Below are 25,006 nucleotides of genomic sequence, written 5' to 3'. Positions count from 1 at the left end.
GATTAAACGTCCAACAAACAAGGAGAAAGCACCTATCAAGGTGCTTTTTTATTTCATTTCTGTTTAAACATCTTTTCGAATTGTTTTATTTATTTTTTCAATAAGCTTTAATTTATTTGGTCGAAACCCTGTTAAATTTATATTATCAACAATTGATTCAAACAGAACTTGGATCAGCCGTTGATTGTGTAAACCTACAACGTAGTTAAGTTGCTTTATCTTTGAGAGTCCTCATTTGCTGGCGCTGGTGAGGCTCTATTTTTTTATGTCTAGGATCGGGGTTGATTACCATGAAGCTCTATGACCGGCTGTCTGCTGAACAGAAAAGAAAGTTGAATAACATCAAACGTCCGGATAAAAAGAAGCGTAAAAAGAAAAACAAGGGGTTCAGTGAGCGGGATTTAAAGGACTTGATGGGAGTTAACCGCGACACTTATAAAAGAGTGAACGGAGCTATCCGGAAGAAGTAAAAAGGAATTTGTTTCCTTCTGGCGAATTATGTTGTCGGAGGGGAGATTTTTTTTATGAAAAGTAACGATAGATTTATATTTTCTTTTGCATGGTGGTTTATTATTTTAGGACTATTTACCTTTTTCAAGCTAGTACAATTGGATCCTAATTATATTGCCGCAGTGTCTTTAATGGGTTTTTGTTTTACGATGGCTGAGATAACGAACATTGATGATGCGACTCACCGTCTTATAAATTCAGTTTTTATAGTGGAACAAAAGTTTCAAAGGTTTAACAAATTTATGGATATTTATCTTAAAAATATTTCCGCATTATTTTATTTTGCAGGTTTTGGCTTTTTTATTTTCATTCCTGTCATACCACTTAATGAAAAAGAACTCATGATAGTTGAAAATTTTAATAATTCTGCTGCTATTTATTCTATTGGAGGCGTTTTAATAGCTTTGTTAATTAAATCAAGAGGAGAATCAAAAACAAATCAAAATGTAAAAATCATTTTAAAAAACTTAGCTTTTTATAAAGAGGAATATGAAAAGACTCAAAAAAAATATGATGATTTACTAAATGTCATTAAACCGCAATTGGATCTTGAAAAAGAGATCATAAAACAAAAAGAAAAAGATGACAGGTGTAATCATGTCACCAAACCATCTGTTACGTTAGTTAACGGGGATGGCTTGGAGTAATATGAAAGATATTAAGGATTGGACGCAATTACTCTTTTTAATTATTGTTAATTTGGTTTTTCTGCTCTTTCTCTTTAATAAGATATTTCATTTTGATCAGGATGTTTGGATTGGAGTTATCACTTCATTATCAAGTTTGCTTGCTGGAGCGTTTACTTTATTGGGGGTTAAATGGACTTTAGACAACCAAGCTAAAAAAGATCGGTATGACAGGTTGCCGAAAGATATAGTTAACGCTTGGAAAGTTTATAAAGTGCTTTGTTTTGGTGGAGGATTATCAATGTCAAAAGGTTCCGATGATGATTTAGTAATAAAAGTACAAAATTTTTATGATGAATATGAAGATAGAACAACTGAATTATCCACTTCTGTAAGTCCAGAGGCTTATCGAATTGTTAATAAGTATTTCACACTTATAGATGATTACTTCTCTTATCAAGCAAAAGGTAAAATGGATGAATGGTTTGAAAAGACTAATCGGCTACAGGACGAAATGGCTAAAATTGTAGATTCATTAGAAAAAGAATATGAGAAATTAAAGAAGATTTAAGCATCCTTTGAGGGTGCTTTTTTTATTGAAAGAGTTAATGTTGCATTAATGTCCTTTGAAGCATAGTTAATGTCACACTAATGACCGTTCAAGCGTACTTTTGTCCCGTTCAGCGGGGGTTTATGTCAACATTAATGAAATAACCACTCATTTTCCCGCTCTTTTTCGTCTTTGAAGAAGAGCTTCTTTTATATCATTTTAGAGTTAATGTTGCATTAATGACCGTTCAAGCGTAGTTAATGTTGCATTAACTCCCTTTGAGTGGGGGTTAATGTTGACATTAATCCCTAAAGGTAAAGGTAAAGGTAAAGGTAAAGGTAAAGGTATTTAAAAAGAAAAGAGGAGGAAAGAACATGAAACTTTCATGTGATGAAACCCTTTTAACATTGGAAGATAAGGTCAAGGAATTAAAGCTTTTACCAATCACAAAAGAAATGATTGATGAAGATGCAGCTCTTCAGGATCATCCACAGTTTGTTTACTACACAACAAATGGAACGGATCCACATTACTTCTCAAAAGAGTTCTTGAATAAAACATCACTGAATGAATTGAAGCGATGGATCAGAAGACCTACAGAAATGTTTATTTCAGGAATTAATCATGAGGCCGATTAATAAGCGCTGTCCTAAATGCAATCAGGAGTATAACTACAATGCAAAGGAATGTCCGAGGTGTAAGTGATGCCTGAGTACAGAAGCAAGGAACAGAAGAGAACCTTTTACAAGTCTTCAGCATGGGAGAAGCTAAGGCTCATGGCATTAGAGCGGGACCACTATGAATGTCAACAGTGCAAGCGTGAAGGTAAAGTCCATGTGGATTCCATCAAGGTTGAAGGACAGAAGAAGAGTGTGGAGCTGAACGTTCACCATATCAGAGAGATTGAGAACCATCCTGAACTTGCTCTCGAGATAGAGAACCTTGAAACCTTATGCTTAGGCTGTCACAACAAGCAGCATCCAGAGAAGGGATTCGGGAAGGACAAACAACCTATCATCTGGGATGACGAACGATGGTGACAAACAGAATCAATTCTGAGTTTATTTTTCCTTTATAAAAAAGGAGAAAAAACAATCAACAATGCATCTGAATACAAAAGTATTCGGAAGGAAAATAAATTGAGAATACCCCCCCTCCCAGGATTCGACAATAATATTTTTGCTGGGGACCGGGGCAGGGGTCGTTTTTCCAAAGTCAGAGCCTTAAAAAACTCATATAAGGGGGGTGGAGAGCGTGGCGGTTAATATAACTCAATTGAAACAGCAGCTCATGGATCGGATCGATACCACTGATTTTGTCCAGGTCGAAAAGGTTGAGCGGTACATTGAACTAGTCAAAGCCTTTCGGAAAATAAATAAGGTCATCAATAAAGAAGGCAGCTATGTTGAAACAATAAACGGATCGCAAAAATTCACGAAGGCCAACCCTCTTATCGGTGAGCGCAACAAGATCAGTGCTTCCCTGCTGAATTTAGAAAAGTCCTTTGGCTGGAATAAAAACAAGGATGAAGAAAAACCGAAAACAAAGAAACGTGATGTGAGTGATCTTATATGAAATCAGTTCATTACGTTGATGAATATATTCAGTTATATAAATCGAAAAAGATCAAGTTCAATAAAGAGCGGAAGCTTCTAATCCGTTATTTAGAGAAACATATTCTGACGCGGGATGATCTTTATTTTGATGAGGAACTAATTGAGAACTTCATCAGGTTTGCTGAAAAATGGTACTTCCCCCTTCAGCCTTTCCAGAAGTTCATCATCTGTTTTGTCTTCTTGTTCTACAAAGAAGATGATTCCGTTTTTTATGAACAGTTCTTTTTTACGATGGGGCGCGGAGCCGGTAAGAATGGATTGATTTCTGCCCTGGCTCACTTCTTCATCAGCCCGCTGCATGGCATCCAGAGATACAACGTGTCCATTGTGGCCAACACAGAAAAGCAGGCAAAAATGTCCTTCACTGAAATCTATGACACCATTGAAGGCAAAGAAACCCTGGAAGACTCTTTCCACAAAACAAAGGTTGAGATTCAGGGCATCGATACAAGATCCATTATTCAATACCACACTTCAAACGCGGATTCAAAAGATGGTTTGCGGGATGGTTGTGTCATTTACGATGAAATCCACAGATATGAAACATCCAATATAGTCAATGTATTCTCTAGCGGACTTGGAAAAGTGCCGAATGCTAGGGAATTTTTTATTGGAACAAACGGCTATGTCCGGGAAGGATTCTTTGACAAGCTGGTTGAGCGCTCCATGAACATTCTGGAAGGAAAAGACCTGAATGATCCGCTCTTCCCTTTCATCTGCAAATTGGATGATGCCAAGGAAGTGGATGATCAAAGCAACTGGGAAAAAGCCAACCCGATGTTTAGCAAGCCTATGAGCCTGTACGCAAAACAGTCTTTGTATAAAAAAGTCCTTGCTCAATATCGGCAGCTGGAGAACAACCCAACCAACCGCGAGGAGTTCATGACCAAACGGATGAACTTGCCTGAAGTGGATCTTGGAAAGAGTGTGGCCAGCTGGAAGGACATTCTTGCAACCAACCGGCCATTCCCGGATTTAAAACATAGGGTGTGCGTGGGCGGCCTGGACTTTGCCAGCATCAAGGACTTTGCTGCAGTGGGCCTTTTGTTCAAAGTCGGTGATGAATATGTCTGGAAGACTCATTCTTTTGTAAGGCAAGGCTTTTTGGATTCCGTCAAATTGAAGATCACACCGAAATTGAAAGAATGGGAGCATCAAGGACTTCTTACCATCGTTGATGAGCCGGTCATTGATGTGAAAAATATTGTTAACTGGTTTGTAGAGATGCGGGAACAATACGGCCTGACAAAGATTGTTGCTGATACCTTCAGGCTGGACCTGGTAAGAACCGCGCTGGAAGCGGAAGGCTTTGAGCTGGAGTTTGTCAGGAATCCCCGGGCCATCCATTCCCTGCTTGCGCCAAAGGTAGAAACCATGTTTGCCAAGCACAAAGTGATCTTTGATGATAACCCGCTTATGAGATGGTACGTCAATAATGTTTTGGTGAAGACCAAAAAAGACGGAAACAAAGAGTACCTGAAAAAAGATGAGTTCAGAAGAAAGACAGACGGATTCCAAGCCTTTATTCATTCCCTGTTCAAAGCGGATGAGATTCTTGTTGATGATGCTGACTTCTTCCTGGATAGCATCGCATTTTAGCAGCGGAAAGGGGGTGAGATATTGGGACTGATCAGCTATATCTTAGGCAAAAACAAAGAGATTGATTTTATGTTTGATTTTGAATTGATCCAGGACACCAGCAAGCGGATCCACTTAAAGCAACTGGCTCTTCAAGTCTGTACTGGGATGATTGCAAGGACCATCAGTCAATCGCATTTTTATGTGAAAGATGACAAGAAAAAAATCCTCAAGGATGATCTGTATTACTCTTTGAACTTGCGGCCAAACGTTAACACAACAGCAAGCTATTTCTGGCAAACGGTCACTCATAAGTTAATCAATAACAATGAATGCTTGATCATCGTAACGGATGACAAACAAATGTTAATTGCTGATTCCTTTGTTCGGGTCGGGTTTGCGATGGTGGATGATGTCTTCAAAGAGGTAGAGGTGAAGGGCTTTAAATTTACACGCTCCTTCCAAAACTCTGAAGTCATTTACTTACAGTATGCGAATGAGAACCTGACAAAACTGATAGACAGTCTTTTCACTGATTACGGTGAACTGTTCGGAAGAATCTTGGAGTTCCAAAAACGGAAGAATCAAATCAGGGGCGTGGTGGACATTGAAGCCATCACAGAACTGAACGAAGAGAAGCAGCAAAAAATCCAAACTTACATTGATAAGCTTTACCAGGCTTTTTCTGATAAGCCGGTGGCCATTATTCCTCAGCAAAAGGGTTATAAGTATAACGAAATGACAAACACAACCCAGCTGCAGAGTGTGGATGAGGTCAATAAGGTCACAGGAGGATTCATGGACCATGTGGCCCGGGCTTTGGGCATCCCGCTGGCTATGATTCGCGGAGATACAACGGACATAGACAAGGTAACTACCAGTTATATGAACTTCTGCATCAAACCGATCCTGAACCACCTGACGGATGAACTGAATGCGAAGGTGATTGAAAGAGATGACTTCCTTGCCGGCCGCAAACTTCAAATAAGACCGGCATCCTATGTCAATATTTTTGAGATCGCGGTTGCATTCGATAAGTTGATTTCTTCTGGAGGGTTCAGCAGCAATGACTTGCGCGAAGAGGCAGGCTTTGAAAGGGTGGATGATCCATTGCTGGACAAGTACTTCATTACCAAAAACTATCAAGAAAGCTCTGAAGCGCTTAAAGGAGGTGAAAACGAATGAGGCATAAGGTGAACATAAAAGGAGCCATTATTCCAAGTGATGTCCAATGGATATATGATCTGTTTGGCATGGAAGCAACCAGCCCTTTGAGTGTATCAAAGGAAATTGAAACTGCTGACGGTTCTGATCTTGAAGTGATCATCAACAGTGGCGGCGGGTCGGTACATGCTGGCTCTGAGATTTATACCATGCTTATGGATTACGCGGGAGATGTGGAATCCAAAATTGTGGGAATGGCCGCTTCAGCAGCTTCCGTCATCGCGATGGCCGGCCGCGTGAAGATGTCCCCAACCGCTCAAATGATGGTTCACAATTCCAGCACCATCAACCAGGGTGATTATCGCAGCATGGACAAAGCTTCTCAAATGCTCCAGGTGGTCAATAAAACGATTGCCAATGCTTACCGCATAAAAAGCGGGATGTCTGATGAGGACATTAAGTCCATGATGGATGAGGAAACCTGGCTGACTCCACAGGATGCACTTGAGAAAGGCTTGATTGATGAAATTATGTTTGAAGATCAGGTCAAATTTGCTGCCAGCAGCGGTCCAACCAATCTAATCCCTGAAGAAGTCATTAATGGGATCCGGAATGGGATGCTCAAGCAGCAAGATCCAGCTGCAGCCATTCCACAGGCAAACGCTCTGACTGAAGAAACAGTCAAAAAGATGTTTGCCGAATTTAAAGAAGAGATGCTAAACAGTATCAAACCTGAAGAACAACCAAAACCAGAAGATGAAGAACCTACTCAAAATGATTCCAATGCTGCTCAGGCGGCAAAGAATCACCTGAGAGGGTTCTTTTTAAATTTATAGGGGGTTATTTATATGACAATCAAATTTAACAGAACTGAGGCTTTTAAGGAGGCTAAATCAGTTCTTGCGAAAACGATGGTTGAAGGAGCAAGCGCGGAGGAGCAGGAAAAAGCGTTTGACAACTATCTCAACGTTTTAAAAGATGAAGTGGTCAGTGCGGCTGTTGTAAAAGCACAAGCGGATATGATGGACCGCTCAATCCTTCAGAATCGCGGACAAAACGTCCTGACTTCTGAGGAAACCGCATTTTTCCAGAATGCCATTGACAAGAAAGGCTTTGATGAAGAGTCCATCCTTCCGGAAACTACTCAAGTGAGGGTATTTGAAGACCTTACTTCTGAGCATCCTCTTCTTACTGCCATCGGCTTGCAGGATCTTGGACCACTGACCAGGATTATTACTTCTGATCCGGAAGGTGCGGCAGTATGGGGGAAATTGTTTGGTGACATCAAAGGGCAAGTTGGCGCTTCTTTCAGTGAAGAAACCATCACTCAATTGAAGCTCACTGCTTTTGCTGTTGTGCCTAATGACATGTTTGACCTTGGACCAGAATGGATTGAGCGCTATGTCCGCACAATCATTGTGGAAGTCATCTCTGTTGGTCTGGAAAAAGCCTTTGTGATCGGTACTGGTAAGGACGAGCCTATCGGCTTGATCAAGGACCTGGATGCAGCTGTTACAGGTGGAGTTTATCAGGACAAGGCATCTGCTGGGACTCTTACTTTTGAGCCAGGACGCAAAACCATTTTGGAATTGAAGAACGTTGTCAAGAAACTTTCAACTGATGCAAAAGGCAAAGCCCGAAAAGTAGCGGGTAAGATTGTCATGGTTGTGAATCCGTTTGACAGCTTTGACATCCAGGCATCTGCCACAGTGCAAAATTCCAATGGGGTTTATGTGACCAACCTTCCATTCAATCCGCAGATTGTTGAAAGTGAGTTTGTTCCTGAAGGAAAAATCATTTTCTTTATTCAAGGGCAATACCTTGCTGTTATCGCAGGCGGTTACAAGCTCAAGAAATTTGATCAGACTTTAGCGATGGAAGATGCAACGCTTTACACTATCAAGCAGTTTGCAAACGGTAAGGCGCGGGATAACAATGCCACAGCGGTTTATAATCTCAATATTGCTGATCTTGAGCCAGCCGGGGCATAAAGTTAGGCGGTGATGTAGATTGATAAGCAACAATCTACTGGAGGAGTTCAAAGAGCGGATGCATATTACCCATGATGAGGATGACAACTTAAAAAGGTTGTTATCCTTTTCTATTGCTGCCATTCGCAGGATGTGCGGTCCGTTTGACATTGAAAAAAATGAATCGGCTAAAGAACTTGTTTTTGAGCGGACGCGGTATCTTTATGGAGATGCCCTGGAGTATTTCAACGAAAACTTTTTATCTGATATAAACAGTTTGGCTTTGTCGATTGCAACCCAGGAGGATGATCCGGATGCAGCCGTTTAAATACAAGCCGCCCAGAGTGAGTACCGGGGAACTGAGAACGCCGATAATTTTTTATAAATATCAGCCTAACGATGGTCCGGAACCGGGGGAAGCCGAGAAGGAAGAGCTTTACCGCTGCTGGGCCAAGGTTGATCAAGTATGGCTCAGGGATTTAGAACTTGCTAAGTCAAATGGTACTTTGTCGGATGTGACGTTGACCATCCGAGATCCAATGGGAGATTTTAAACCTTCAAACAAGCACTATCTATCTATTGATGATGCCTTTTACAAAGATAAGCGCTATAACATTAAAGCTGTTCAACCAGACTTACAAAGCCGGGGATATATTAACATTATCGCGGGGTTGACAGAATGAGCGTAACAGTAAAAGGGGAAAAGGAACTGATGGCAGCGCTGGACAAGAAGTTTGGTAAAGCAAAGATGACTTTGCTTACTGATCAAGCCCTTCACAGTGGCGCAGAGGTTTTTGTCAAGGAGCTGAAAAGGGAGTTTGAAAAGTTTAAAGATACCGGTGAATCTATAAGGGAAATCACTATTTCAAAACCGGTATGGGTCGGCAATGTCCGGGCCATCTCAGTCCATTGGAAAGGGCCAAAGGATCGGTATAGGATCATCCATTTGAATGAGTTTGGCACAGTGAAGAATCCAAACCCAAAAGGTAAAGGAGCCATTGCCAGGGCGATGAGAAATGCCGAGGCTGCTTATCGCGAAGCCATCAAGAAAAAGCTAAAGGCGGGGATCTAATGGACATTTTAACTATTATTTACAATGCACTGATAGCAGATGACCACATCAAGGAAAAAGTTGCTGGCCGAATTAAGTACTATCAATTCCCGGCCACTGATGATGTGGAAGATGCTCATATTGTTATTGATCCATTAGATGTCCCGATTCCGAAAGACTTTGCTGATGAAACCTGGTTAACGGAAGATTATTTAGTGCAAATAGAAGTTTGGACAAAAAACCGGTTGGCTACAGCAGAGCTTTCTTCTAAAGTTCAACAAGCTATGTGGAAGATCGGTTTTTCTCAAGGAAGCGGCATGAACGAATATGACCGCGAAACCGGAATATATCGGGATGCCCGCCAATACAGGGGTAAAGTATACAGGGAAGATGTAACCATTTGAAGGAGTGACGGAAATGGCAGAAAACAAGAATTATAGAGCAACGGTGGGTGTAAGTGAATTTTATTATGCCACTTTGGACGAAACTGAAGTTAATGCAGACAGTGAAATTGAGCGTGTAAAATTTCTTCAGAACATCACTGTTGAAATGCCTCAAGAAATTGTTAGGGCATACGGTGACAATGTGACTGCTGAAATGGGAGTATCCAGTGGTAACACGAATGTATCTGGAGCCTTTCACAAGTTGCCTAGTGAGGATAAAAGGGTCCTTTTTGGGCTGGAATCCACTGCAGACGGTTTAGATGCATACGGCGGGGAGGATGATCCCCCATATGTGGCTTGTGTATTTGCCAAAACCCGAAACGATGGCTCAAAAGAATGGGTTGGGCTGCCTAAAGGGAAGTTCATGCGGTCCAATATCGCCGGTCAGACAAAAGAGGACGGCCTTGAGTTCCAAAATGATGAAATCTCAGCTGAATTTATGGATAGGGAAGTGACCGGCTTTGCCAATCCGAAATCTGTTGTTACAGGTTCAGATAATAAAGGTGAAACCGTCAAGCGTGATGCTTTATTTCAGGCGATCTTTGGCAAGCCTTACCCGGGCGCTCCAGAGGGGGTATAACTGATGGCTGCTTCTGAAAAACAGAAACCAAAGTATGAAGTCATTGAAGACTTTAAGGATCTGAAGGACCAGGACAAGATATATCACAAAGGTGACACTTATCCGATCCCGGCCAACAAAAAGATCCCTCAAAAGCGGATTGATGAGCTTCTGTCCTCAGAAAACAAACGTGGTATACCAGTTATTAAAATTGTGGAAGAGTAGGCGCAAAAAGCGTCTGCTCTTTTTTTATGAAAAGGAGAATGTGGAAAATGGCAAACTTGAAGAGAAACATGATTGAACTTGTAACAGACGTTAAAGAGGGCGAAGTCATTACAGAAAAGTTTTTAACTCCTGTTTTCATTCCTTTTTCTGTTGTCTATGAGGCGCTGGACCTGGAGCAAGAATTGTCCGAAAACGCTAATGAGAAAGAATTGCTTGAGAAGTACATGTATTTTGTGGCCAACAAAATTTATAAGGGTCAGTTCACTAAAGAGCAGCTATACAGCGGACTTCATGCTCCAAGCGCTTACCAGGTCCTTCAAGATCAGATTCTTTTTGTTTCTCAGGGGTATCAAACCGAAGAAACAAAAAAGTTTTTGGAGAAGAAGAATTAACGGATGAGGATTTTTCTCCTCAGAAACAAAAAGAGTATATGGACAAACTCATCCTCAGCATGATGAACGAAGGCAAGGACATCAATGAAATTTTAAGTATGCCTTACCACTTCTTAATTGAAATTTTACGTGAAAAAAACCAACCAAAAGAAACTGACTCCTTAATCGCTGCATTCGGTGGTTAAGGATTTTTCGTGTTTGGAGAAGAAGGGAGGGAGAACATGGAAGATAGAATCCCTGGATTATCCATAGACCTGGACCTGGACTCAACCGCCCTCAACCGCGGATTAAAGGGCCTGAAAGACAAGCTAAAAACTGTTAACAGTGAAATGAAAGCCAACCTTTCTGCTTTTGACCGCGGGGATCAATCCGTTGAGAAATATCAATCCACATTAAGTGGGTTGAACAAAAAGTTGGAAGTACAGAAACGCATTACACAGGAATCCCGCGCTGCCTATGAAAAAATGGTAAAGGAACATGGTGCTGGCTCCAAAGAAGCGGAGAAGGCTGCCAAAAGCTACAACCATGAAGTTTCTGCTTTGAATGATCTCAAACGGAGTGTGGGCCGTACAGAAGACCAGCTGCAGAAGTTCAAGAAACAGCAGCAAGATTCCAATAATAAATGGAAAATCGCAAGCCGCAGCATCGGAGATTTCCAGCAAAAGATGGGTGATACCGGGAATCATTTCAAAGACCTTGGAAGGAATATGACTCAATCCATCACCTTGCCTATTGTCGGATTTGGAGTAGGGGCGCTCAGGTCTGCAAGTGATTTCCAAAAATCACAGGGGACCATTCAGGCACAACTAGGGGTTACGGGTAAGGAAGCAAAGGGCCTGAATGACATCGTTAAAAAGGTTTGGCAAGAGGGCTTTGGTCAAAGTACTGAAGAAGTCCGAGATACACTGACCACCATCAAACGGAACATCAAAGGGATCAATGACACTGATCTGAAGAAGATCACAAAGGATGCTTTGGGCCTGAATGAAGCCTTTCAGGTGGATGTGAATGAGTCCACCCGAACAGCCAAAACCCTGATGGATAACTTTCAAATCAGCAGTACCAAAGCCTTTGACATCATGACGGTAGGATTTCAAAAAGGTGGGGACTATTCCGGGGAATTATTAGACACCCTCAATGAGTACGCTCCACAATTCGCTTCTTTGGGGATGTCTGCTGATGATATGCTCAACCTTCTTATCCAGGGAGCGCAAAACGGTGCTTTCAACCTGGATAAAGTCGGGGATGCTGTCAAGGAACTGAGCATCCGGGTAATTGATGGTTCCAAAACAACAAAAGATGGTTTTAAGGCTATTGGTTTAGATGCTGACAAAATGGGTGAACAATTCGCTCAGGGAGGTGACTATGCCAAGAAAGCCTTTGCTGCCACTATCGCCGGTCTAGCATCGATGAAAGATCCATACAAGCAGAACCAGGCTGGTGTGGCTTTGTTTGGTACTCAATGGGAAGATGTGAAGAGTAAAGTTATTCTTTCAATGGACACTTCCAAAGATGCCATTGGCGAAGTGAATGGAGCCACTGAAAAACTGAATAAATCCCTGAAAAACAATGATGCTGCAAGGCTTGAGCAGGATTGGAGAAAGTTCCAAAAAGCTCTGGTCCCGATTGGATCTGAATTGCTGAAGATCGGTTCTGATTTCCTTCCTATGATTTCTGATGCAGTCGGGAAGTTTAACAACTTTCTGGATAACTTGAATCCGAAACAAAGGGAATGGGTCATTGGTTTAGGTGCAGCAGCGGCGGCCATCGGTCCCCTTGTGTTTGGTGTCGGGAGCTTGTTTCGTGTCGTGTCGGGGCTGGCAGGCGGCTTGAAATTCATCGTAGGCGGTTTAGGACGTTTCTCAGGAAGTGCGCAGGCAGCTGGTAAGGTTGCTGGCGGTTTAGGTGGAGCTGTCGGAAGTACAGGCGGGAAGTTGGCTGGTTTAGGTGGGAAAGTGCTTGGAGCGGTTGGCACGTTCGGTAAATTTGGCAGGGTTCTAAGCATAGCCCGGATAGGGGTGGGAGCTTTAGGCGGCCCGATTGGTCTACTTGCTTCTGTAGGTATACCTTTACTGGTTGAAGGTGGTATCAAGCTCCATAAACATATGAGTGAAAAGTTGATCCCTTCTATCGATACGTTCGGAAGCAAGGTGTCCAAGTCCACTGATAAAGCGGTATTGAGCTATAAAAAGCTTAATGATGATGCTACTACAGAACTGAATGAACTTTACTGGTCCGGGACAACCATCTCCCAGAAGAATGCGGATGACATGACTGCTATCTTCTCGAAAATGGGCGGCAAGATCACCGGCACTCTTAAAACAAACTATGATAAGAGTTATGGATTTTTGAGTGATTATTTTGCGAACAGTAAGGCACTTTCAAAAACTGAAGAGCAGCAGATTTTAGACAATACCACTAAACGTTATGAAAACCAGAAAAAGACTGTTCAACTTCAGGAAGCAGAAATCAAAAAGATCATGAATCGTGCAAAGAATGAAAAGCGGGCTTTGACGGATGAGGAACGCATTCAAATCAATACGATTCAGGAAAACATGCAGCGGAATGCCGTTTCCGCTATGTCTAAAAGCGCTCAGGAACAAAAGATCATCATGGGCCGCCTGAAAAATGATTCCGGAAGGATTACTGCTCTCCAAGCGGCGAAAACTGTTGAAAACAGTTTGAAAGCTAAGAAGGGCGCAGTAAGAGAAGCAAATGATAAGTATGAAAAAGTAAAGCGCGAAATTGAGCGGGAGAGAGATGTCACCGGAACTATTTCTGCAGCTCAAGCAGATAAGTTGATCAAAGAGGCCAAGCGCCAACGCGATTCAGCAGTTTCAAAAGCCAAAGACATGCATAAAAAAGTAGTGTCTGAGGCCAAAGCTCAAGCCAAAGGTCATGCTGATCAAATCAACTGGGAAACCGGCAAAGTGAAAAACGGTTTTGATAAGATGTGGGACAGCATTAATAAGTTCTTCAACTGGGTCTATGACAAGTTGGGGATGAAAGTGAAGAAGCCAGCCAAGAAAAAAACATCCAGTGTGCATGTGCGGCAGGGTGGAGATCAGATTGCTGGCTATGCCAAAGGTACTCCTGCTGGCGGGCATCCTATAAACGGACCAGCCATCACTTCCGAAAAAGGCAGAGAGCTTATTCATGAGCCGGGAATCGGAACTTATCTATCAGGCAACAGCGGTCCGGAAGTCAGATGGCTGAAAAAAGGTTCCAGTGTCCTTCCAAACCGACAGACTGAAAAACTCCTGAAAAGTTATGGTTTACCAGGCTATGAAAGCGGCATTGGTAAATTCTTTGACTGGGCAATGAAAGGGCCAAAAACCCTATTAGATAAAGGGATGAGCATGTTTAATGTCTCTGATTCCGTCCTTCCTAAATGGATCACAAAGATTAAAAGTCCTTTGTCCATCGTGAAAGACTTGGCCCTAAAATGGCTGAAGCAGAAAATGGACAACATGGGCGGGTTTTTCGGGTTTGGTGGCGGTGCTGCTCCTAACATCAAAGGCGGGGCATCTGCTTGGCGCGGTATGATCCTTAAAGCGGCTGCTGCTATGGGTGAAGCAATCACTCCAGCACAAGTACAGGGGATTATTGCTCAGATTCAAAGGGAGTCAGGCGGGAATCAAAGAATCATTCAAAGCTCTGCAGTACGTGACATCAACACATTAAATGGAAACCCAGCCCGCGGATTGCTCCAGTACATCCCGCAAACATTCAGCGCCTATTCCGTTAAGGGCCACAAAAATATTTATTCCGGATATGACCAGCTTCTTGCGTTTTTCAACAATACAACCTGGAGAAGAGACTTGCCGTATGGAAGACGCGGTTGGGGTCCGCGCGGTGGCCGCAAGTACGAAACAGGAGGACTCATCAGGAAAAACGGCCTGTACAACCTTGCTGAAGGTGGGTTCCCTGAATATATCATCCCGACTGATCCGAAAAGGCGCACAGATGCCATGAAGCTGCTGGCTTTGGCTGGCAGAGACATTCAAGGGAATAAACGGCCTCAACAGCTGCCTAATCCTGGCGGTCAAGATGATTCCGTTTTACAGCAATTATTATCAGCCACTTTGCAGCAGAATCAAATCTTGATGCAACTTTTGAAAAAGGACAGCAATCTTTATGTTAACGGTGATCAACTGGCTGATTACGTGAACGGTTCAAACGCTTTGACAGCAACGGTCAAAAAATACTTTTAAGGAGGTTTTACATTGTTCCTGGTCTATGACAAAAACATGAACTTATTGACCTTTCCAGACGGTGTAAAGCCTCTGGATATTTTTATTTCATCGATCCAAAAAGAGCGGGTGTCTGAAAAAGTGGAAGGTGTGCATGGGTCAATTAATAAAGGGTTCACTTATGGCTCCAGAGATGTGGAATTAAAACTTTTGTTAAAAGCTAGAGACGCAAAGGATTACAGGTTGCTGAGAGATGAAGTCTTTGCCATGTTCAGGCGTGGAGAACTTTACATCTCTGAAGAGTACCAAAAAGGAAAGCGGTACTTGATTTCACCTGATGAACCTTTCATCCCTGAACGGTTTGATAATAACCGCCGATTGGCAACAGCAAATATTAATTGCAATATGCCTTCCCTTCCTTTTGCAGAATCCATCGGGAAAACCCAGGATATTCAAAGAGCTGGGATTGTCAATGAGGAGCTTTGGGGTCATGGTATGGGGTTATTAGATGACAGCCTTGTTTATACGGTAACGGCAACTAGTTTCAATATCTTCAATGCTGGGACGGAACCGATTCACCCTTTTCAACAAGATTTAAAAATAACTATCAGCCAGGTAGCAGGGTCTACTTCCTTTCTCCAGTTGAAAAACAACACGAATGGAACCATATTCAAAGCAAATAAAGCTGTTTCTAATTCAGAAAAGCTTGTGATAGATGGGCCGCGGGTGACATCCAACAGCCTGGAGTATTTACGCGATACCAACAAGACCTTTATCCAATTGGATCCGGGATGGAATAGTTTTTCTCTCACAGGTGCAACCAGCGCCAAAATTGAATTTGATTTCCGTTTTTACTACTCATAGGGGGTGAGCATATGCATGTGAGAGATTTATCCGGAAATGAATATATGCTCCAGGCCACTTCCACAATGGAATATGAGCTTAACGGAAATCAAGTCCTTTCCTTTACCGCGCAGCCGAATAAGGTCAATCTGCAATTCCTTCAAAACCTTACTAACATGTGGCAAGTTGTAGACGATGAAGGAACCACCTACAGAATTGTTTACGCAAGAAAAAAGGGTGAAGGTGATTTATTAACTGCTGAAGTGAAAGCGATCCCTATGTTCTTTGATGTCTTTGATTCAGACCGGATTTATGAAGAGTACAATCGCAGCATGACAGCAGCCTTTTATTTTGACCTTCTTTTCAAAGATACTGGGTTCACGTTTGTCTTGGTTGATGCGTTTGGCTCCCAAGACTGGGAAGGATGGGGAAAAGGCGAAACTAAACTAGGGCTATTCAAAGATGGTCTGGATCGCTATGGCGCAGAGTTCAAGTTGACCGGTACTGTAGTTTATTTACAGGCCAGGGTTGGCCGAGATACATCTTTTATGTACCGTCACAGGTTGAACGCTTCAAATATTGTTCATGAAGCGGATGCCTCAGCATACTGGACGTATGCGAAGGGCTTTGGAAACTATGATGAAGGGGATGAGGCGAATGCGAAGTTAAAAAGGACTTACACATCCCCTCTGGCCTCTATCATCGGGATCAGACATGCTCCTCCCATCTATGACGGACGGATCACTGTTGCAGCAACGATGGACGCTTCACTCAAAGAGCTTGTTGATGAATCGCTAAAAATAAGCGTGTCCGCTGATTTACAAGAACTGAGAAGACAGAACTATCCCCTGGCCCAACCGGAAACCGGTGACAGGGTTTTTCTAATTGATGAACGGATTGGACTGAATGAAGAGGTAAGGGTTGTCAATCTCGTCATCGTAAAGGATTGGCTGGGCAATGTCTTGGATCTCAATGTCACTTTCGGCTCTGAAGGTCTGACAAAAAGGTATCAATCAAACATTTCATCCGCTATTAAAGACATGAATGACGTTCTTGCAGGGAAAAAGCCGTTGCCGTATAGCGCTCTTGATGAAGCAGTAAGACAAGCCACTGAAGACCTGAAAAGAGCGCAAACGGAACTTGTCTTTGACAATGGCATTATTGCCAGAGAACAGAACAACCCTAACAATATCGTGTTATTCAATTCAGCAGGGATCGGGATTAGTTCTGACGGTGGAAACACGTTCAGAACTGCAATAACCGGCAAGGGAATGGTGGCCGATGTCATTACAGCCGGGACCTTGCGCGGGGTTTTGATTTCCGGGGTTGATATTGTCGGTAGCACCTTTCAATCAACTGATAAAAAGACTGAGTTCTTTGTTGAGTCTGGAAACATGAAGCTCAACCATATCAATACCGGGCGGAATGTATCGATCAGTCCTGATGGAATATACGGCTACAATACAGCGGATGGATCTCAACGGTTCAGAATGGATAAATTGCTGGTGACAAGTGCTGCTTTAGGGACCAGTAATGCAAATGTATATATCGCGCCTGATTCCAATAATGAAGTCCGTATCGTTAATGTAAACAGCATCCCTTCTGATGGTGTGGCAGAAAATTACACTTATCGGCCAATCAGGGCTTTAGGCTTGAGATTCGGACCTGGAGCCAATGGATACATCGGAACAGATGGTGAATTGAGGATTACTTCAACTGGTTTTGTCCGAGATGACGGTTCAATCATTTACCGGAATATTCGTGGCGGGGAGTTTTATGGAACTGCTTTTATAACCAGAACAGAAAGCGCCTGGATTGGTACTGATAGTTTCTTGAATGTAGTTGCCAAAGGGACCGCTCAGGGAACTTTAGATCCGATTTATCGAAATTTAAGAGCCGGGGACATATGGGGAACGGCATTCATCACTTCAACAGAGAATTTTTATATCGGTTGTGATGGCGTGTTGAAAGTGGTTAATAAAGGGATGTCTGATATTTACCGTCCTGTTTGGGCCTATTCCTTTGAAAATAAGTCATTGCGCGAATTGAAGACAGACATTGAAGTTTTTGATCAGGATGTCCTTCCTATCATTGAAAACATGAATGTTTATCAATATCGAATGACCACAGATGATCCGGACAGCAAACTGCAGCTGGGGGTTTTAGTTGATGAAGCTCCAGAAGAAATAAAGGGCAGTGATGACACAACCATCAGCCAATATCCTTACAGCAGTTATATTTTGCGCGGATTGCAGCAAGTGATAGGAAAAGTGAATGATCTTCAAAAAGAAATCAATGACTTAAAGGGGATGGCCTCATAATGAATGAGTTAGAAGTCGTTAAAGTAGCACTAGGAAAAACTTCAAAAAGAGCTGAACTGTTGGCTCTTGATCTTGATTTAGCTCATGCCCAGCTGGAAATTGCCATGAAACAATCTGAGGAGCAGTTAAAAGAAAAGGATGCTGAGATTGAGGAACTGAAAAAACAATTGGCAGAAAAGGACAGCGAAGGAAGCCAGGAAGAGTAGGGAGGTGATGGGATGGCAAAAGAAGTGGGCTCTAATTTTAATCGGGATTTTAGAAATACCATCAATGAAAACGTTGCTGAACAAAATCAACTGAAGCAAAGCACTGAGAAAAATACCCTGGATCAGCAAGAACTTGAGGGGAAACAAGTTGAAATGGAGAGCTTGTTGCTGGAATATCTCTCAACACAGAAGAACATTCAAACTCAAGTGAACAACCTGGTTCTTTCCGGGGACTCATCTATTGAAGCAGCACAAGCAAGATCCAGAACAGAGCGAAACAGGACAGTAACAAATCATGACACATTAAAGGCTCGATTAGACGCAACTGATCAAGACATCTTTAATCTTCTTGAGCGCTTGGAACGCTTGGAAAGATTATCAGGAGGGGGTTGAATAAATGGCAAATGAAATTTTTAAAGTCGGTACAATAAAAGCCAATGTTTCCACCAGAAAAACCCCCATTAATAACACAAACATCCAGTTCACTACTCAAGACAGCGGGACCGCCAAACTTGTTTTTGAAATCATGAAAGATGGCGCTCCATTGCCTTTGAGTTCCGCTGCAACTGTCAAGATTTTTTTGCAGATGGGTGATGGGGCGGTTTTTGAAAAAGAAGCTTATATTGTTGATCCGATTAATGGAATTGCTGATTATATTCTGCAAGAAGAAATTGAGCATTCAGGATCCGCAAAAGGCGAAATAAATGTTTATTATTCAAATGGCCAGTCAATGGGCGTTTCAAAGTTCTCCTTTTATGTTGATAGGGCTTTGAAGGATCTTGCTTTTGCGCCTGTTGTTCCGGGACCAGGGACAGGGGGGATGAATGAGATGCCTCTTTTTGTAGTGGAGGAAGAATGGGAAGGCTCAACAAATATCACAAAACAGTTTGCTAAAGGAATGTATGGCTTTGCCGTTATCAATAAAGGGGAAGCGGCTCTTACTGTTCGGATAGGGACATTTGATATTAAAGTGGATGCCGGTGAAGCATTTGAACAATTATTCAAACCGTTCAGAGAAATAGTTATTGAAGCTTCTGGATCTTACAAAGCACTGGTAACAGCGCCTTATGATAACAAATCAACAAGTCCCAACCCGGCTCCTGCTCCAGCTGATCCGGGGCCAGTTGATACCACACCGCCAAACAATGTGACAAATCTCCAAGCGGGAGCGATTAAAGAAACTTCTTTAACTCTTTCATGGACAGCAAGTTCATCCTCTGATGTTGCAGCTTATGAAGTTTACCGCGGTTCCACTTTATTGGCCACAGTAACAAGCGCTTTATATAACGTGACAGGGCTGACGAAATTGACTCAGTACACTTTCACAGTAAAAGCAAAGGATAATGCAGGGAACGTAGCAAGCGGAACTTCCTTAACTGTTACAACAGCAGTGCCAGCGGATCCAGTTGATACCACACCACCGGCCGTTACAATCAACCCAGCTGCAGGAACTTACACCGGACAGCAATCTGTTTCTTTCTCTGTTAACGAAACAGCAGATATTTATTACACCACTGATGGAACAACACCAACAACATCCAGCAAAAAATACACCGGTCCATTTATTGTCTCAGCAACAACCACAGTGAAATATTTTGCTAAAGACACCGCCGGGAATAGTTCAGCTGTTCAAACTGCTGTTTATACTATTAACGTTCAACCAGGTGACACTACATTTCCTGAAGTATCAATTGTTCCAGCGGCAGGAACCTACTCAGCAGCGCAGACCATCACATTATCAGCGAATGAGGCAGCGGATATTTATTACACGACAAACGGTTCTACACCTACCACAAGTAGCACAAAATACACCGCGCCGTTTACTCTTTCTGCTTCGGCAACAGTAAAGTTTTTCGCAAAAGATACAGCAGGAAACAGTTCCGCAGTTCAAAGTGTAGCTTACACCATAAACATTGATACAGGCACACCTACAGTGCCAGCCGATGGTTCTTTATTTGATAACTTCAACCGCGCAAACTCTGGTTCTGATGTGGGAAGCATGTTGACTGGTCAAGCATGGGGAAAGCCTGCTGACAGTGTTTATGGCATCAGCAACGGTCAATTATACCTGGTGAGCAAATCAGGAGCAGCGCCGCATTACAGAAAAGCGGTAACAGTACAAGCGCCCGCTGCTGATTACGTGATTCAGGTAACAATGAGTAAAATGGACATTGCTTCAACTACCGATGCTGTCATGATCCGTTATGTAGATACAAACAATTTAATCGCATTACTAAAATTGAGCGGAATATGGACAATCGCAAAAGTGGTTGATGGAACTTACAGTCAATTGAAACAAGCTGGAGCTTACCCGCCTGCTGAAAATGACAGGGTGAAGATTGAAAATAAATCCGATGGAACTATCAATGTATACCTTAATGACGTTCTTGCTATGTCTGCAACAGATACCGCGTTAATAAGCAGTAAGATTGTCGGTCTTGGAACAGATTCCATGAATACTAGGTTCGATGATTTTAAAGTATCAGCTTTAGCAAATGATAATGTTTCACCTTTACTCACTATTACTCCTTTAGGTGGATCCTTTGCAAGCAGTCAAACGGTCACTATAACCGCTGATAAATCAGCAAAGATTTACTATACGACAGATGGAAGTACACCAACCGAGCAAAGCAACGTGTACTCCGGGCCGCTTAATTTAACACAAGATACCCAAGTAAGGGCAGTTGCGAAAGATAGCAAAGGAAATCAATCCTTATTTAAAGCGGTATTTTTTACAAAATCTAACCCGGCCACACTGGTATCTGATGATTTTAACCGCGCAGATGCTTCCGTTCTTGGGTCAGCGACAACCGGCCAAGCTTGGAACGTGACAGCGGGAACCTGGGGTATTTCAGGAAATCAAATGACCACACCAGGAGCAAACGCGGCGGCCTGGGTTGATGCGGGTACATCAAATGTGAAAGTATCTGCAATCCTACAGGCAGCAGCAGACAGCGGCTTATTGTTGAGATTCAAAAACGACAACAACTATTTCCGTATTGTTCGGGTAGCTTCAAGCGTGTACTTCCAAAAGAAAGTAGACGGAACCATGAATACTGTTCAGATTATCTCTAGTTCTCTTGCAGTCGGTGACAAACTTTCTGTTGTTGCAAACGGACCAGCAATTGAAGTTTTCAAAAATGATGTAAGCATCTTCACAACAACTGATGCCAGCTTCCTGGATTCTACTAAACATGGAATAACAGCGCTCAACGCCAGCAAATTCGATGACTTTAAAATCGAACATTTATAGAAAGGGGGTGTTTGAATGAGCTGGAGTAGCACGAAAAGTCTTGGCGGCGGCAATGGTACACAAGGACCGCAGGGGCCACAGGGACCTAAAGGAGATACAGGGCCGGCGGGACCACAGGGGCCACAAGGGCCACAGGGTCCACCGGGGACAGGGAGCGGGGGATCCCTTTCTTATATCCAGGATGGAAATATCAACTTGATCAACCCTGATTTCCCCATCAAAGATAAATATTACAGGGGGACTGACGGTGTTTTAACCATTCTTAACGGTTATGGGTCAACGGATCTTATACCGGCTGTTCCAGGTATGCAGTATAAGAAAAACTTTAGTAGTTCCATAACTTACTGGGATGCAAGTGGCAACTTCATAAGCGGTAAAGATGGGGAAGGGTTAAGCTTTATTGTCCCTAAAGATAACAGAATCAAGTTTATGAGAAGTTCAGCCCTTCTTTCTTTTGGACAATGGGTACTGATGAAAGGAAACAACATTGTTGATGGGTATATCAAACGGCGCAATGATTTCAAAGTGTTGCCGAATACAAACTATGAGGTACAGGATTACAACCCTAATGCCGAAATACCGCTATTCATCGAAACGAATAATGACGGAAAAAACCAGCCCATCCATCCAAAAGTGATTGCTTTCGATACTGCTTGGAATGGGTTCAGATTTTGGATGGCTTATACCCCATATCCAAACGCTCAACCCGGGGCAGAAAATCCTTGTATTGCTGCATCAAATGACATGATAAAGTGGGTGACTCCTTCTGGAGCTTCAAACCCGCTTGTGCCTACACCGAACAACGGTTTGAACTCAATGAAATATTACAACAGTGATACCCATTTACTTTACAACGCGAATACCGGGAAACTTGAAATGTATTACCGGGAAGTTTGGGATACCTATGAAAATATTTATAGAATTACAAGTTCAAACGGTTCAATCTGGGGAGCGCCTGAGTTAGTAAAAACGACAAACGGACTAAACCCGCCGCATGTTCGTATATTAATTTGTCCTGTAGTGATTTTAAAAGGAACCACTTATCAATTATTTGTTATGGAAGATGGTAAGATCAGGCTTTATGAAAGCGGCGATAACTTCTCTACTTGGACCGATAAAGGGACATTAAAACGGGATGGCGGGGCTGATCTTCTGACCTGGCATATGGACATCATGGTTAATCCGCTCAACGGTTATTATGAAATGCTTAACAATCATAATGACCAAACCACAACGCCCAAAGATGGCATCCTTACGCATTACATTTCAACGGATGGCCTTAACTGGACACAATCAGATTTTTATATGTTGCCCTCTTATGGTTCTAAAAGATGGGACAACCAGGGTCTATACCGGTCTACCCTGGTATTTGCTGATTACCGCTATTACCTAATCTATACAGGCATTTCAACATTTAACGAATGGCGGTTAGGCTTATCCATGAGTGATGATGACAACATCATGACAATGCGCGGTACAGATTACACTTATAAGGCTCTTATGGCCTTCCCTTCAAAAAAAAATCCTGTAGGGGTTCCTGGTGACTTCTTGTATGATTCGACTTTAAACAAAATGATTTATTGTGTTGAAAAGGCAGGTGTAAAGGTCTGGGTGGATGCAAGTGGAGTAAATGTCTAGTATTCAGGCGGTATTGAAAGGGGGAATTGTATGGACCATTTCTCTTTTTAGGACAAAGAGGAAGGGGGGCAAGTAAGTGGATGCAAGTAAAATCGTATCAAGTGACAATCCCTGGCTTTACTTGTTTGTGATCTTATTCTTGGCATGTCTAGCCGCTGTTAAAGAAGAACGTAAAAGGCAGGAAGCGCAGAGGGTCAAACAAGAAGAAGCTGAAAACCAACGCCGCATAGAACAGGAAAAGCAGCATCAAGCCCGCCAAGATAAACTGGATCAAATGCATCAAGAGTATAGGGAAGAGGCCAAGGAAAGGGAAAAGGCGCTCCTGATTGTTATTGAGCGGTCAAATGATAACTTGGAGAAGCAAGGCGCTTCTCTGGAGAAAATCACAGTGACTCAGGAGATGATGCAAGGTGGTTTGGAAAAGCTTGAGAATCGGGTGGATAAACTGTCTGATCAATTCAATACATGGGACAGATACCGGGAACGCGATTTCAGGACGTTAAAAGAAGAAGATTTTAAAAGAGAAAGCAGCCAGCAATAGGCTGTTTTTTTTGTTTACCAAAAAACTATTTTAAGGGAGAGATTGGAAATGGCAAATATGAATTTGCATCCATACGTAAAAAAGCAGGCTGAAAAGCTCATGGAAAATGCTAATAAGCGTTTAACTGGTGATTGGAAGATGATGATCACCCAGGGGCTACGTACCATGGAAGAACAGGCTGCTATCTATGGACAAGGCCGATCAAGTTATATCTACAACGGGAAGCAGTACGGAAAACCAAAAATGAATATTGTTTCAGGCGCTAAACCTGGTCAGTCTATGCATAACTGGGGGCTAGCTATTGATTTTGCATTGAAAAATACGAAAACTGGCGCAGTCTCCTGGAGCATGACCATGGATTCTGACAAGGATAGAAAAGCGGACTGGAAGGAAGTTGTGGAAGAAGCGAAAAAACTAGGCTTTGAATGGGGCGGTGATTGGAAAAACTTCTTTGATGGTCCTCATTTTGAGATTAATTTTGGACTGGATTGGCGTGACCTGCAAGCTGGGAAGAAGCCGCCTACCCTTGCCGAGATCGAAGGAGGAAAAGCCAAGCCCGCTCCCTCTTCCTCTTCTACTGTTCTTGAAAAGGGCAGCCGCGGGGAAGATGTAAAAGAGCTTCAGACCTACCTGAATTATTTAGGGTTTGATTGTGGAAAAGTTGACGGTATTTTTGGAGCAGATACAGAAAAAGCCGTAAAAGAATTTCAAAAGGCGCAAAAGCTTACAGTGGATGGGTACGCAGGGAAGAACACTCTTTCCTCACTAAGTAGAGCATATGCCGCCAAGAAGCTTAAAAACCTTTATTCCCGCCCTTTGAAGTTGGACAAACAATATATGAAGGGTGAAGATGTAAAGGTTGTTCAACAAAAGCTAGGCATTACTGCTGATGGGATTTACGGTCCTAAATCCGAAAAAGCGGTGAAGGACTTCCAGGGCGCGAATAAACTTGGCATTGATGGAGTGGTTGGACCAAAAACTTGGGCTAAATTATTTTAAGGGGGCTTTACAATGATTCCGGATTTTACATCTGATTTTGTGCCATATGTGGCACTGGCTGTCATTCTGTTTGCTATTCGTGAAACCAACAAGGTGAGCAATAAATGGATACCATTGCTTGCGGTTTTTTTGGGTGTGCTTTATGCCTTCTGGGAAACCGGGGTTAAGCCTGAAGCTTTTGTCCAAGGCTGCAAGTACGCTTTGCTGGGCATTGGTACTGTTGCCGGCATCAAATACTTCTTGGCATCGCGTGAAGATAATAAATAAAAAAACAATCGCCCTCACCTAATTGGTGGGGGCTTTCAATCTAAAAGAGGAGTTGTTTGAA

General features: G+C 42.6%; 28 protein-coding genes. All 28 read left to right on the top strand.

Features of this window, described 5'->3' with window-relative positions; genetic code table 11:
- The first annotated feature begins 290 nt into the window (after positions 1-290).
- Positions 291-470, top strand: a complete 180-nt coding sequence (locus tag QYB97_RS12655; RefSeq protein ID WP_301166374.1) for a hypothetical protein — start codon at positions 291-293, stop codon at positions 468-470.
- A gap of 54 nt (positions 471-524) precedes the next feature.
- On the top strand, positions 525-1,157 hold the full coding sequence (locus tag QYB97_RS12650; protein WP_301166373.1) for a hypothetical protein: 633 nt from the start codon (positions 525-527) through the stop codon (positions 1,155-1,157).
- A 1-nt stretch (position 1,158) separates the two neighbouring features.
- Positions 1,159-1,707 carry a hypothetical protein gene (locus tag QYB97_RS12645; RefSeq protein ID WP_301166372.1) on the top strand — a complete coding sequence of 183 codons (549 nt, stop codon included), beginning with the start codon at positions 1,159-1,161 and terminating at the stop codon, positions 1,705-1,707.
- 353 nt (positions 1,708-2,060) lie between these two features.
- Positions 2,061-2,324: a hypothetical protein gene (locus tag QYB97_RS12640; RefSeq protein WP_301166371.1), complete on the top strand. Its 264-nt coding sequence runs from the start codon at positions 2,061-2,063 to the stop codon at positions 2,322-2,324.
- Positions 2,325-2,390: 66 nt separating this feature from the next.
- Positions 2,391-2,726 carry an HNH endonuclease gene (locus QYB97_RS12635; protein WP_301166370.1) on the top strand — a complete coding sequence of 112 codons (336 nt, stop codon included), beginning with the start codon at positions 2,391-2,393 and terminating at the stop codon, positions 2,724-2,726.
- Positions 2,727-2,940: 214 nt separating this feature from the next.
- Entirely contained in the window at positions 2,941-3,261 is a 321-nt protein-coding gene (locus QYB97_RS12630) for a P27 family phage terminase small subunit (RefSeq protein WP_356948180.1), read from the top strand.
- Positions 3,258-4,901, top strand: a complete 1,644-nt coding sequence (locus tag QYB97_RS12625; protein WP_301166369.1) for a terminase TerL endonuclease subunit — start codon at positions 3,258-3,260, stop codon at positions 4,899-4,901. Before QYB97_RS12630 ends, QYB97_RS12625 begins: the two co-directional genes overlap by 4 nt.
- Positions 4,902-4,922: 21 nt before the next feature.
- The gene (locus QYB97_RS12620; protein ID WP_301166368.1) at positions 4,923-6,065 is read left to right on the top strand and encodes a phage portal protein; all 1,143 of its coding nucleotides are present in this window, start codon (positions 4,923-4,925) and stop codon (positions 6,063-6,065) included.
- Positions 6,062-6,880, top strand: coding sequence for a head maturation protease, ClpP-related (locus QYB97_RS12615; protein WP_301166367.1), 819 nt, complete (start codon positions 6,062-6,064; stop codon positions 6,878-6,880). The genes QYB97_RS12620 and QYB97_RS12615 overlap by 4 nt, the downstream gene beginning before the upstream one ends.
- A gap of 12 nt (positions 6,881-6,892) precedes the next feature.
- Complete coding sequence (locus tag QYB97_RS12610; RefSeq protein WP_301166366.1) at positions 6,893-8,035, top strand: phage major capsid protein; 1,143 nt, start codon at positions 6,893-6,895, stop codon at positions 8,033-8,035.
- 58 nt (positions 8,036-8,093) lie between these two features.
- On the top strand, positions 8,094-8,342 hold the full coding sequence (locus QYB97_RS12605; protein WP_301166546.1) for a hypothetical protein: 249 nt from the start codon (positions 8,094-8,096) through the stop codon (positions 8,340-8,342).
- On the top strand, positions 8,329-8,697 hold the full coding sequence (locus QYB97_RS12600) for a phage head completion protein (RefSeq protein WP_301166365.1): 369 nt from the start codon (positions 8,329-8,331) through the stop codon (positions 8,695-8,697). Before QYB97_RS12605 ends, QYB97_RS12600 begins: the two co-directional genes overlap by 14 nt.
- A complete protein-coding gene (locus QYB97_RS12595; RefSeq protein ID WP_301166364.1) occupies positions 8,694-9,086 on the top strand; it encodes a hypothetical protein in 393 nt (130 codons plus the stop codon). The genes QYB97_RS12600 and QYB97_RS12595 overlap by 4 nt, the downstream gene beginning before the upstream one ends.
- Entirely contained in the window at positions 9,086-9,469 is a 384-nt protein-coding gene (locus tag QYB97_RS12590) for a DUF3168 domain-containing protein (RefSeq protein ID WP_301166363.1), read from the top strand. Before QYB97_RS12595 ends, QYB97_RS12590 begins: the two co-directional genes overlap by 1 nt.
- Positions 9,470-9,482: 13 nt before the next feature.
- Entirely contained in the window at positions 9,483-10,088 is a 606-nt protein-coding gene (locus QYB97_RS12585; RefSeq protein ID WP_301166362.1) for a major tail protein, read from the top strand.
- Between the two features lie 3 nt (positions 10,089-10,091).
- Positions 10,092-10,292 carry a hypothetical protein gene (locus QYB97_RS12580; protein WP_301166361.1) on the top strand — a complete coding sequence of 67 codons (201 nt, stop codon included), beginning with the start codon at positions 10,092-10,094 and terminating at the stop codon, positions 10,290-10,292.
- 47 nt (positions 10,293-10,339) lie between these two features.
- Positions 10,340-10,684: a phage tail assembly chaperone G gene (gpG, locus tag QYB97_RS12575; protein ID WP_301166360.1), complete on the top strand. Its 345-nt coding sequence runs from the start codon at positions 10,340-10,342 to the stop codon at positions 10,682-10,684.
- 38 nt (positions 10,685-10,722) lie between these two features.
- A complete protein-coding gene (gene gpGT, locus QYB97_RS12570; protein WP_301166359.1) occupies positions 10,723-10,869 on the top strand; it encodes a phage tail assembly chaperone GT in 147 nt (48 codons plus the stop codon).
- Positions 10,870-10,905: 36 nt separating this feature from the next.
- The gene (locus QYB97_RS12565; RefSeq protein ID WP_301166358.1) at positions 10,906-14,898 is read left to right on the top strand and encodes a phage tail tape measure protein; all 3,993 of its coding nucleotides are present in this window, start codon (positions 10,906-10,908) and stop codon (positions 14,896-14,898) included.
- Between the two features lie 12 nt (positions 14,899-14,910).
- Positions 14,911-15,741, top strand: a complete 831-nt coding sequence (locus tag QYB97_RS12560) for a phage tail domain-containing protein (protein ID WP_301166357.1) — start codon at positions 14,911-14,913, stop codon at positions 15,739-15,741.
- Positions 15,742-15,752: 11 nt separating this feature from the next.
- Positions 15,753-18,041, top strand: coding sequence for a phage tail protein (locus QYB97_RS12555; protein ID WP_301166356.1), 2,289 nt, complete (start codon positions 15,753-15,755; stop codon positions 18,039-18,041).
- Positions 18,041-18,247 (top strand): hypothetical protein, encoded by a 207-nt coding sequence (locus QYB97_RS12550; RefSeq protein ID WP_301166355.1) that lies wholly within the window; start codon positions 18,041-18,043, stop codon positions 18,245-18,247. Before QYB97_RS12555 ends, QYB97_RS12550 begins: the two co-directional genes overlap by 1 nt.
- A 12-nt stretch (positions 18,248-18,259) precedes the next feature.
- Positions 18,260-18,640 (top strand): hypothetical protein, encoded by a 381-nt coding sequence (locus QYB97_RS12545; RefSeq protein ID WP_301166354.1) that lies wholly within the window; start codon positions 18,260-18,262, stop codon positions 18,638-18,640.
- Between the two features lie 4 nt (positions 18,641-18,644).
- The gene (locus QYB97_RS12540; protein WP_301166353.1) at positions 18,645-21,500 is read left to right on the top strand and encodes a chitobiase/beta-hexosaminidase C-terminal domain-containing protein; all 2,856 of its coding nucleotides are present in this window, start codon (positions 18,645-18,647) and stop codon (positions 21,498-21,500) included.
- A gap of 195 nt (positions 21,501-21,695) precedes the next feature.
- On the top strand, positions 21,696-23,138 hold the full coding sequence (locus tag QYB97_RS12535) for a hypothetical protein (RefSeq protein WP_301166352.1): 1,443 nt from the start codon (positions 21,696-21,698) through the stop codon (positions 23,136-23,138).
- A gap of 76 nt (positions 23,139-23,214) precedes the next feature.
- Positions 23,215-23,679 (top strand): hypothetical protein, encoded by a 465-nt coding sequence (locus tag QYB97_RS12530; protein WP_301166351.1) that lies wholly within the window; start codon positions 23,215-23,217, stop codon positions 23,677-23,679.
- A gap of 48 nt (positions 23,680-23,727) precedes the next feature.
- Complete coding sequence (locus QYB97_RS12525) at positions 23,728-24,678, top strand: peptidoglycan-binding protein (protein WP_301166350.1); 951 nt, start codon at positions 23,728-23,730, stop codon at positions 24,676-24,678.
- 12 nt (positions 24,679-24,690) lie between these two features.
- Positions 24,691-24,945: a phage holin family protein gene (locus QYB97_RS12520; RefSeq protein ID WP_301166349.1), complete on the top strand. Its 255-nt coding sequence runs from the start codon at positions 24,691-24,693 to the stop codon at positions 24,943-24,945.
- Positions 24,946-25,006 lie beyond the last annotated feature (61 nt).

Source organism: Fictibacillus fluitans (genome assembly GCF_030418125.1).
Classification (GTDB): Bacteria; Bacillota; Bacilli; order Bacillales; family Fictibacillaceae; genus Fictibacillus_C; species Fictibacillus_C fluitans.
This window is presented reverse-complemented; position numbering and strand designations above follow the sequence as displayed.

Bases quoted from the DNA above. Each gene is read 5' to 3' on its own strand.
- QYB97_RS12655 (WP_301166374.1), top strand. From the start codon at position 291: ATGAAGCTCTATGACCGGCTGTCTGCTGAACAGAAAAGAAAGTTGAAT.
- QYB97_RS12565 (WP_301166358.1), top strand. From the start codon at position 10,906: ATGGAAGATAGAATCCCTGGATTATCCATAGACCTGGACCTGGACTCA.
- QYB97_RS12615 (WP_301166367.1), top strand. From the start codon at position 6,062: ATGAGGCATAAGGTGAACATAAAAGGAGCCATTATTCCAAGTGATGTC.
- QYB97_RS12595 (WP_301166364.1), top strand. From the start codon at position 8,694: ATGAGCGTAACAGTAAAAGGGGAAAAGGAACTGATGGCAGCGCTGGAC.
- QYB97_RS12540 (WP_301166353.1), top strand. From the start codon at position 18,645: ATGGCAAATGAAATTTTTAAAGTCGGTACAATAAAAGCCAATGTTTCC.
- QYB97_RS12605 (WP_301166546.1), top strand. From the start codon at position 8,094: ATGCATATTACCCATGATGAGGATGACAACTTAAAAAGGTTGTTATCC.
- QYB97_RS12545 (WP_301166354.1), top strand. From the start codon at position 18,260: ATGGCAAAAGAAGTGGGCTCTAATTTTAATCGGGATTTTAGAAATACC.
- QYB97_RS12525 (WP_301166350.1), top strand. From the start codon at position 23,728: ATGGCAAATATGAATTTGCATCCATACGTAAAAAAGCAGGCTGAAAAG.
- QYB97_RS12590 (WP_301166363.1), top strand. From the start codon at position 9,086: ATGGACATTTTAACTATTATTTACAATGCACTGATAGCAGATGACCAC.
- QYB97_RS12550 (WP_301166355.1), top strand. From the start codon at position 18,041: ATGAATGAGTTAGAAGTCGTTAAAGTAGCACTAGGAAAAACTTCAAAA.
- QYB97_RS12640 (WP_301166371.1), top strand. From the start codon at position 2,061: ATGAAACTTTCATGTGATGAAACCCTTTTAACATTGGAAGATAAGGTC.
- QYB97_RS12650 (WP_301166373.1), top strand. From the start codon at position 525: ATGAAAAGTAACGATAGATTTATATTTTCTTTTGCATGGTGGTTTATT.
- QYB97_RS12645 (WP_301166372.1), top strand. From the start codon at position 1,159: ATGAAAGATATTAAGGATTGGACGCAATTACTCTTTTTAATTATTGTT.
- QYB97_RS12580 (WP_301166361.1), top strand. From the start codon at position 10,092: ATGGCTGCTTCTGAAAAACAGAAACCAAAGTATGAAGTCATTGAAGAC.
- gpGT (WP_301166359.1), top strand. From the start codon at position 10,723: ATGGACAAACTCATCCTCAGCATGATGAACGAAGGCAAGGACATCAAT.
- QYB97_RS12585 (WP_301166362.1), top strand. From the start codon at position 9,483: ATGGCAGAAAACAAGAATTATAGAGCAACGGTGGGTGTAAGTGAATTT.
- QYB97_RS12600 (WP_301166365.1), top strand. From the start codon at position 8,329: ATGCAGCCGTTTAAATACAAGCCGCCCAGAGTGAGTACCGGGGAACTG.
- QYB97_RS12635 (WP_301166370.1), top strand. From the start codon at position 2,391: ATGCCTGAGTACAGAAGCAAGGAACAGAAGAGAACCTTTTACAAGTCT.
- gpG (WP_301166360.1), top strand. From the start codon at position 10,340: ATGGCAAACTTGAAGAGAAACATGATTGAACTTGTAACAGACGTTAAA.
- QYB97_RS12625 (WP_301166369.1), top strand. From the start codon at position 3,258: ATGAAATCAGTTCATTACGTTGATGAATATATTCAGTTATATAAATCG.
- QYB97_RS12610 (WP_301166366.1), top strand. From the start codon at position 6,893: ATGACAATCAAATTTAACAGAACTGAGGCTTTTAAGGAGGCTAAATCA.
- QYB97_RS12555 (WP_301166356.1), top strand. From the start codon at position 15,753: ATGCATGTGAGAGATTTATCCGGAAATGAATATATGCTCCAGGCCACT.
- QYB97_RS12520 (WP_301166349.1), top strand. From the start codon at position 24,691: ATGATTCCGGATTTTACATCTGATTTTGTGCCATATGTGGCACTGGCT.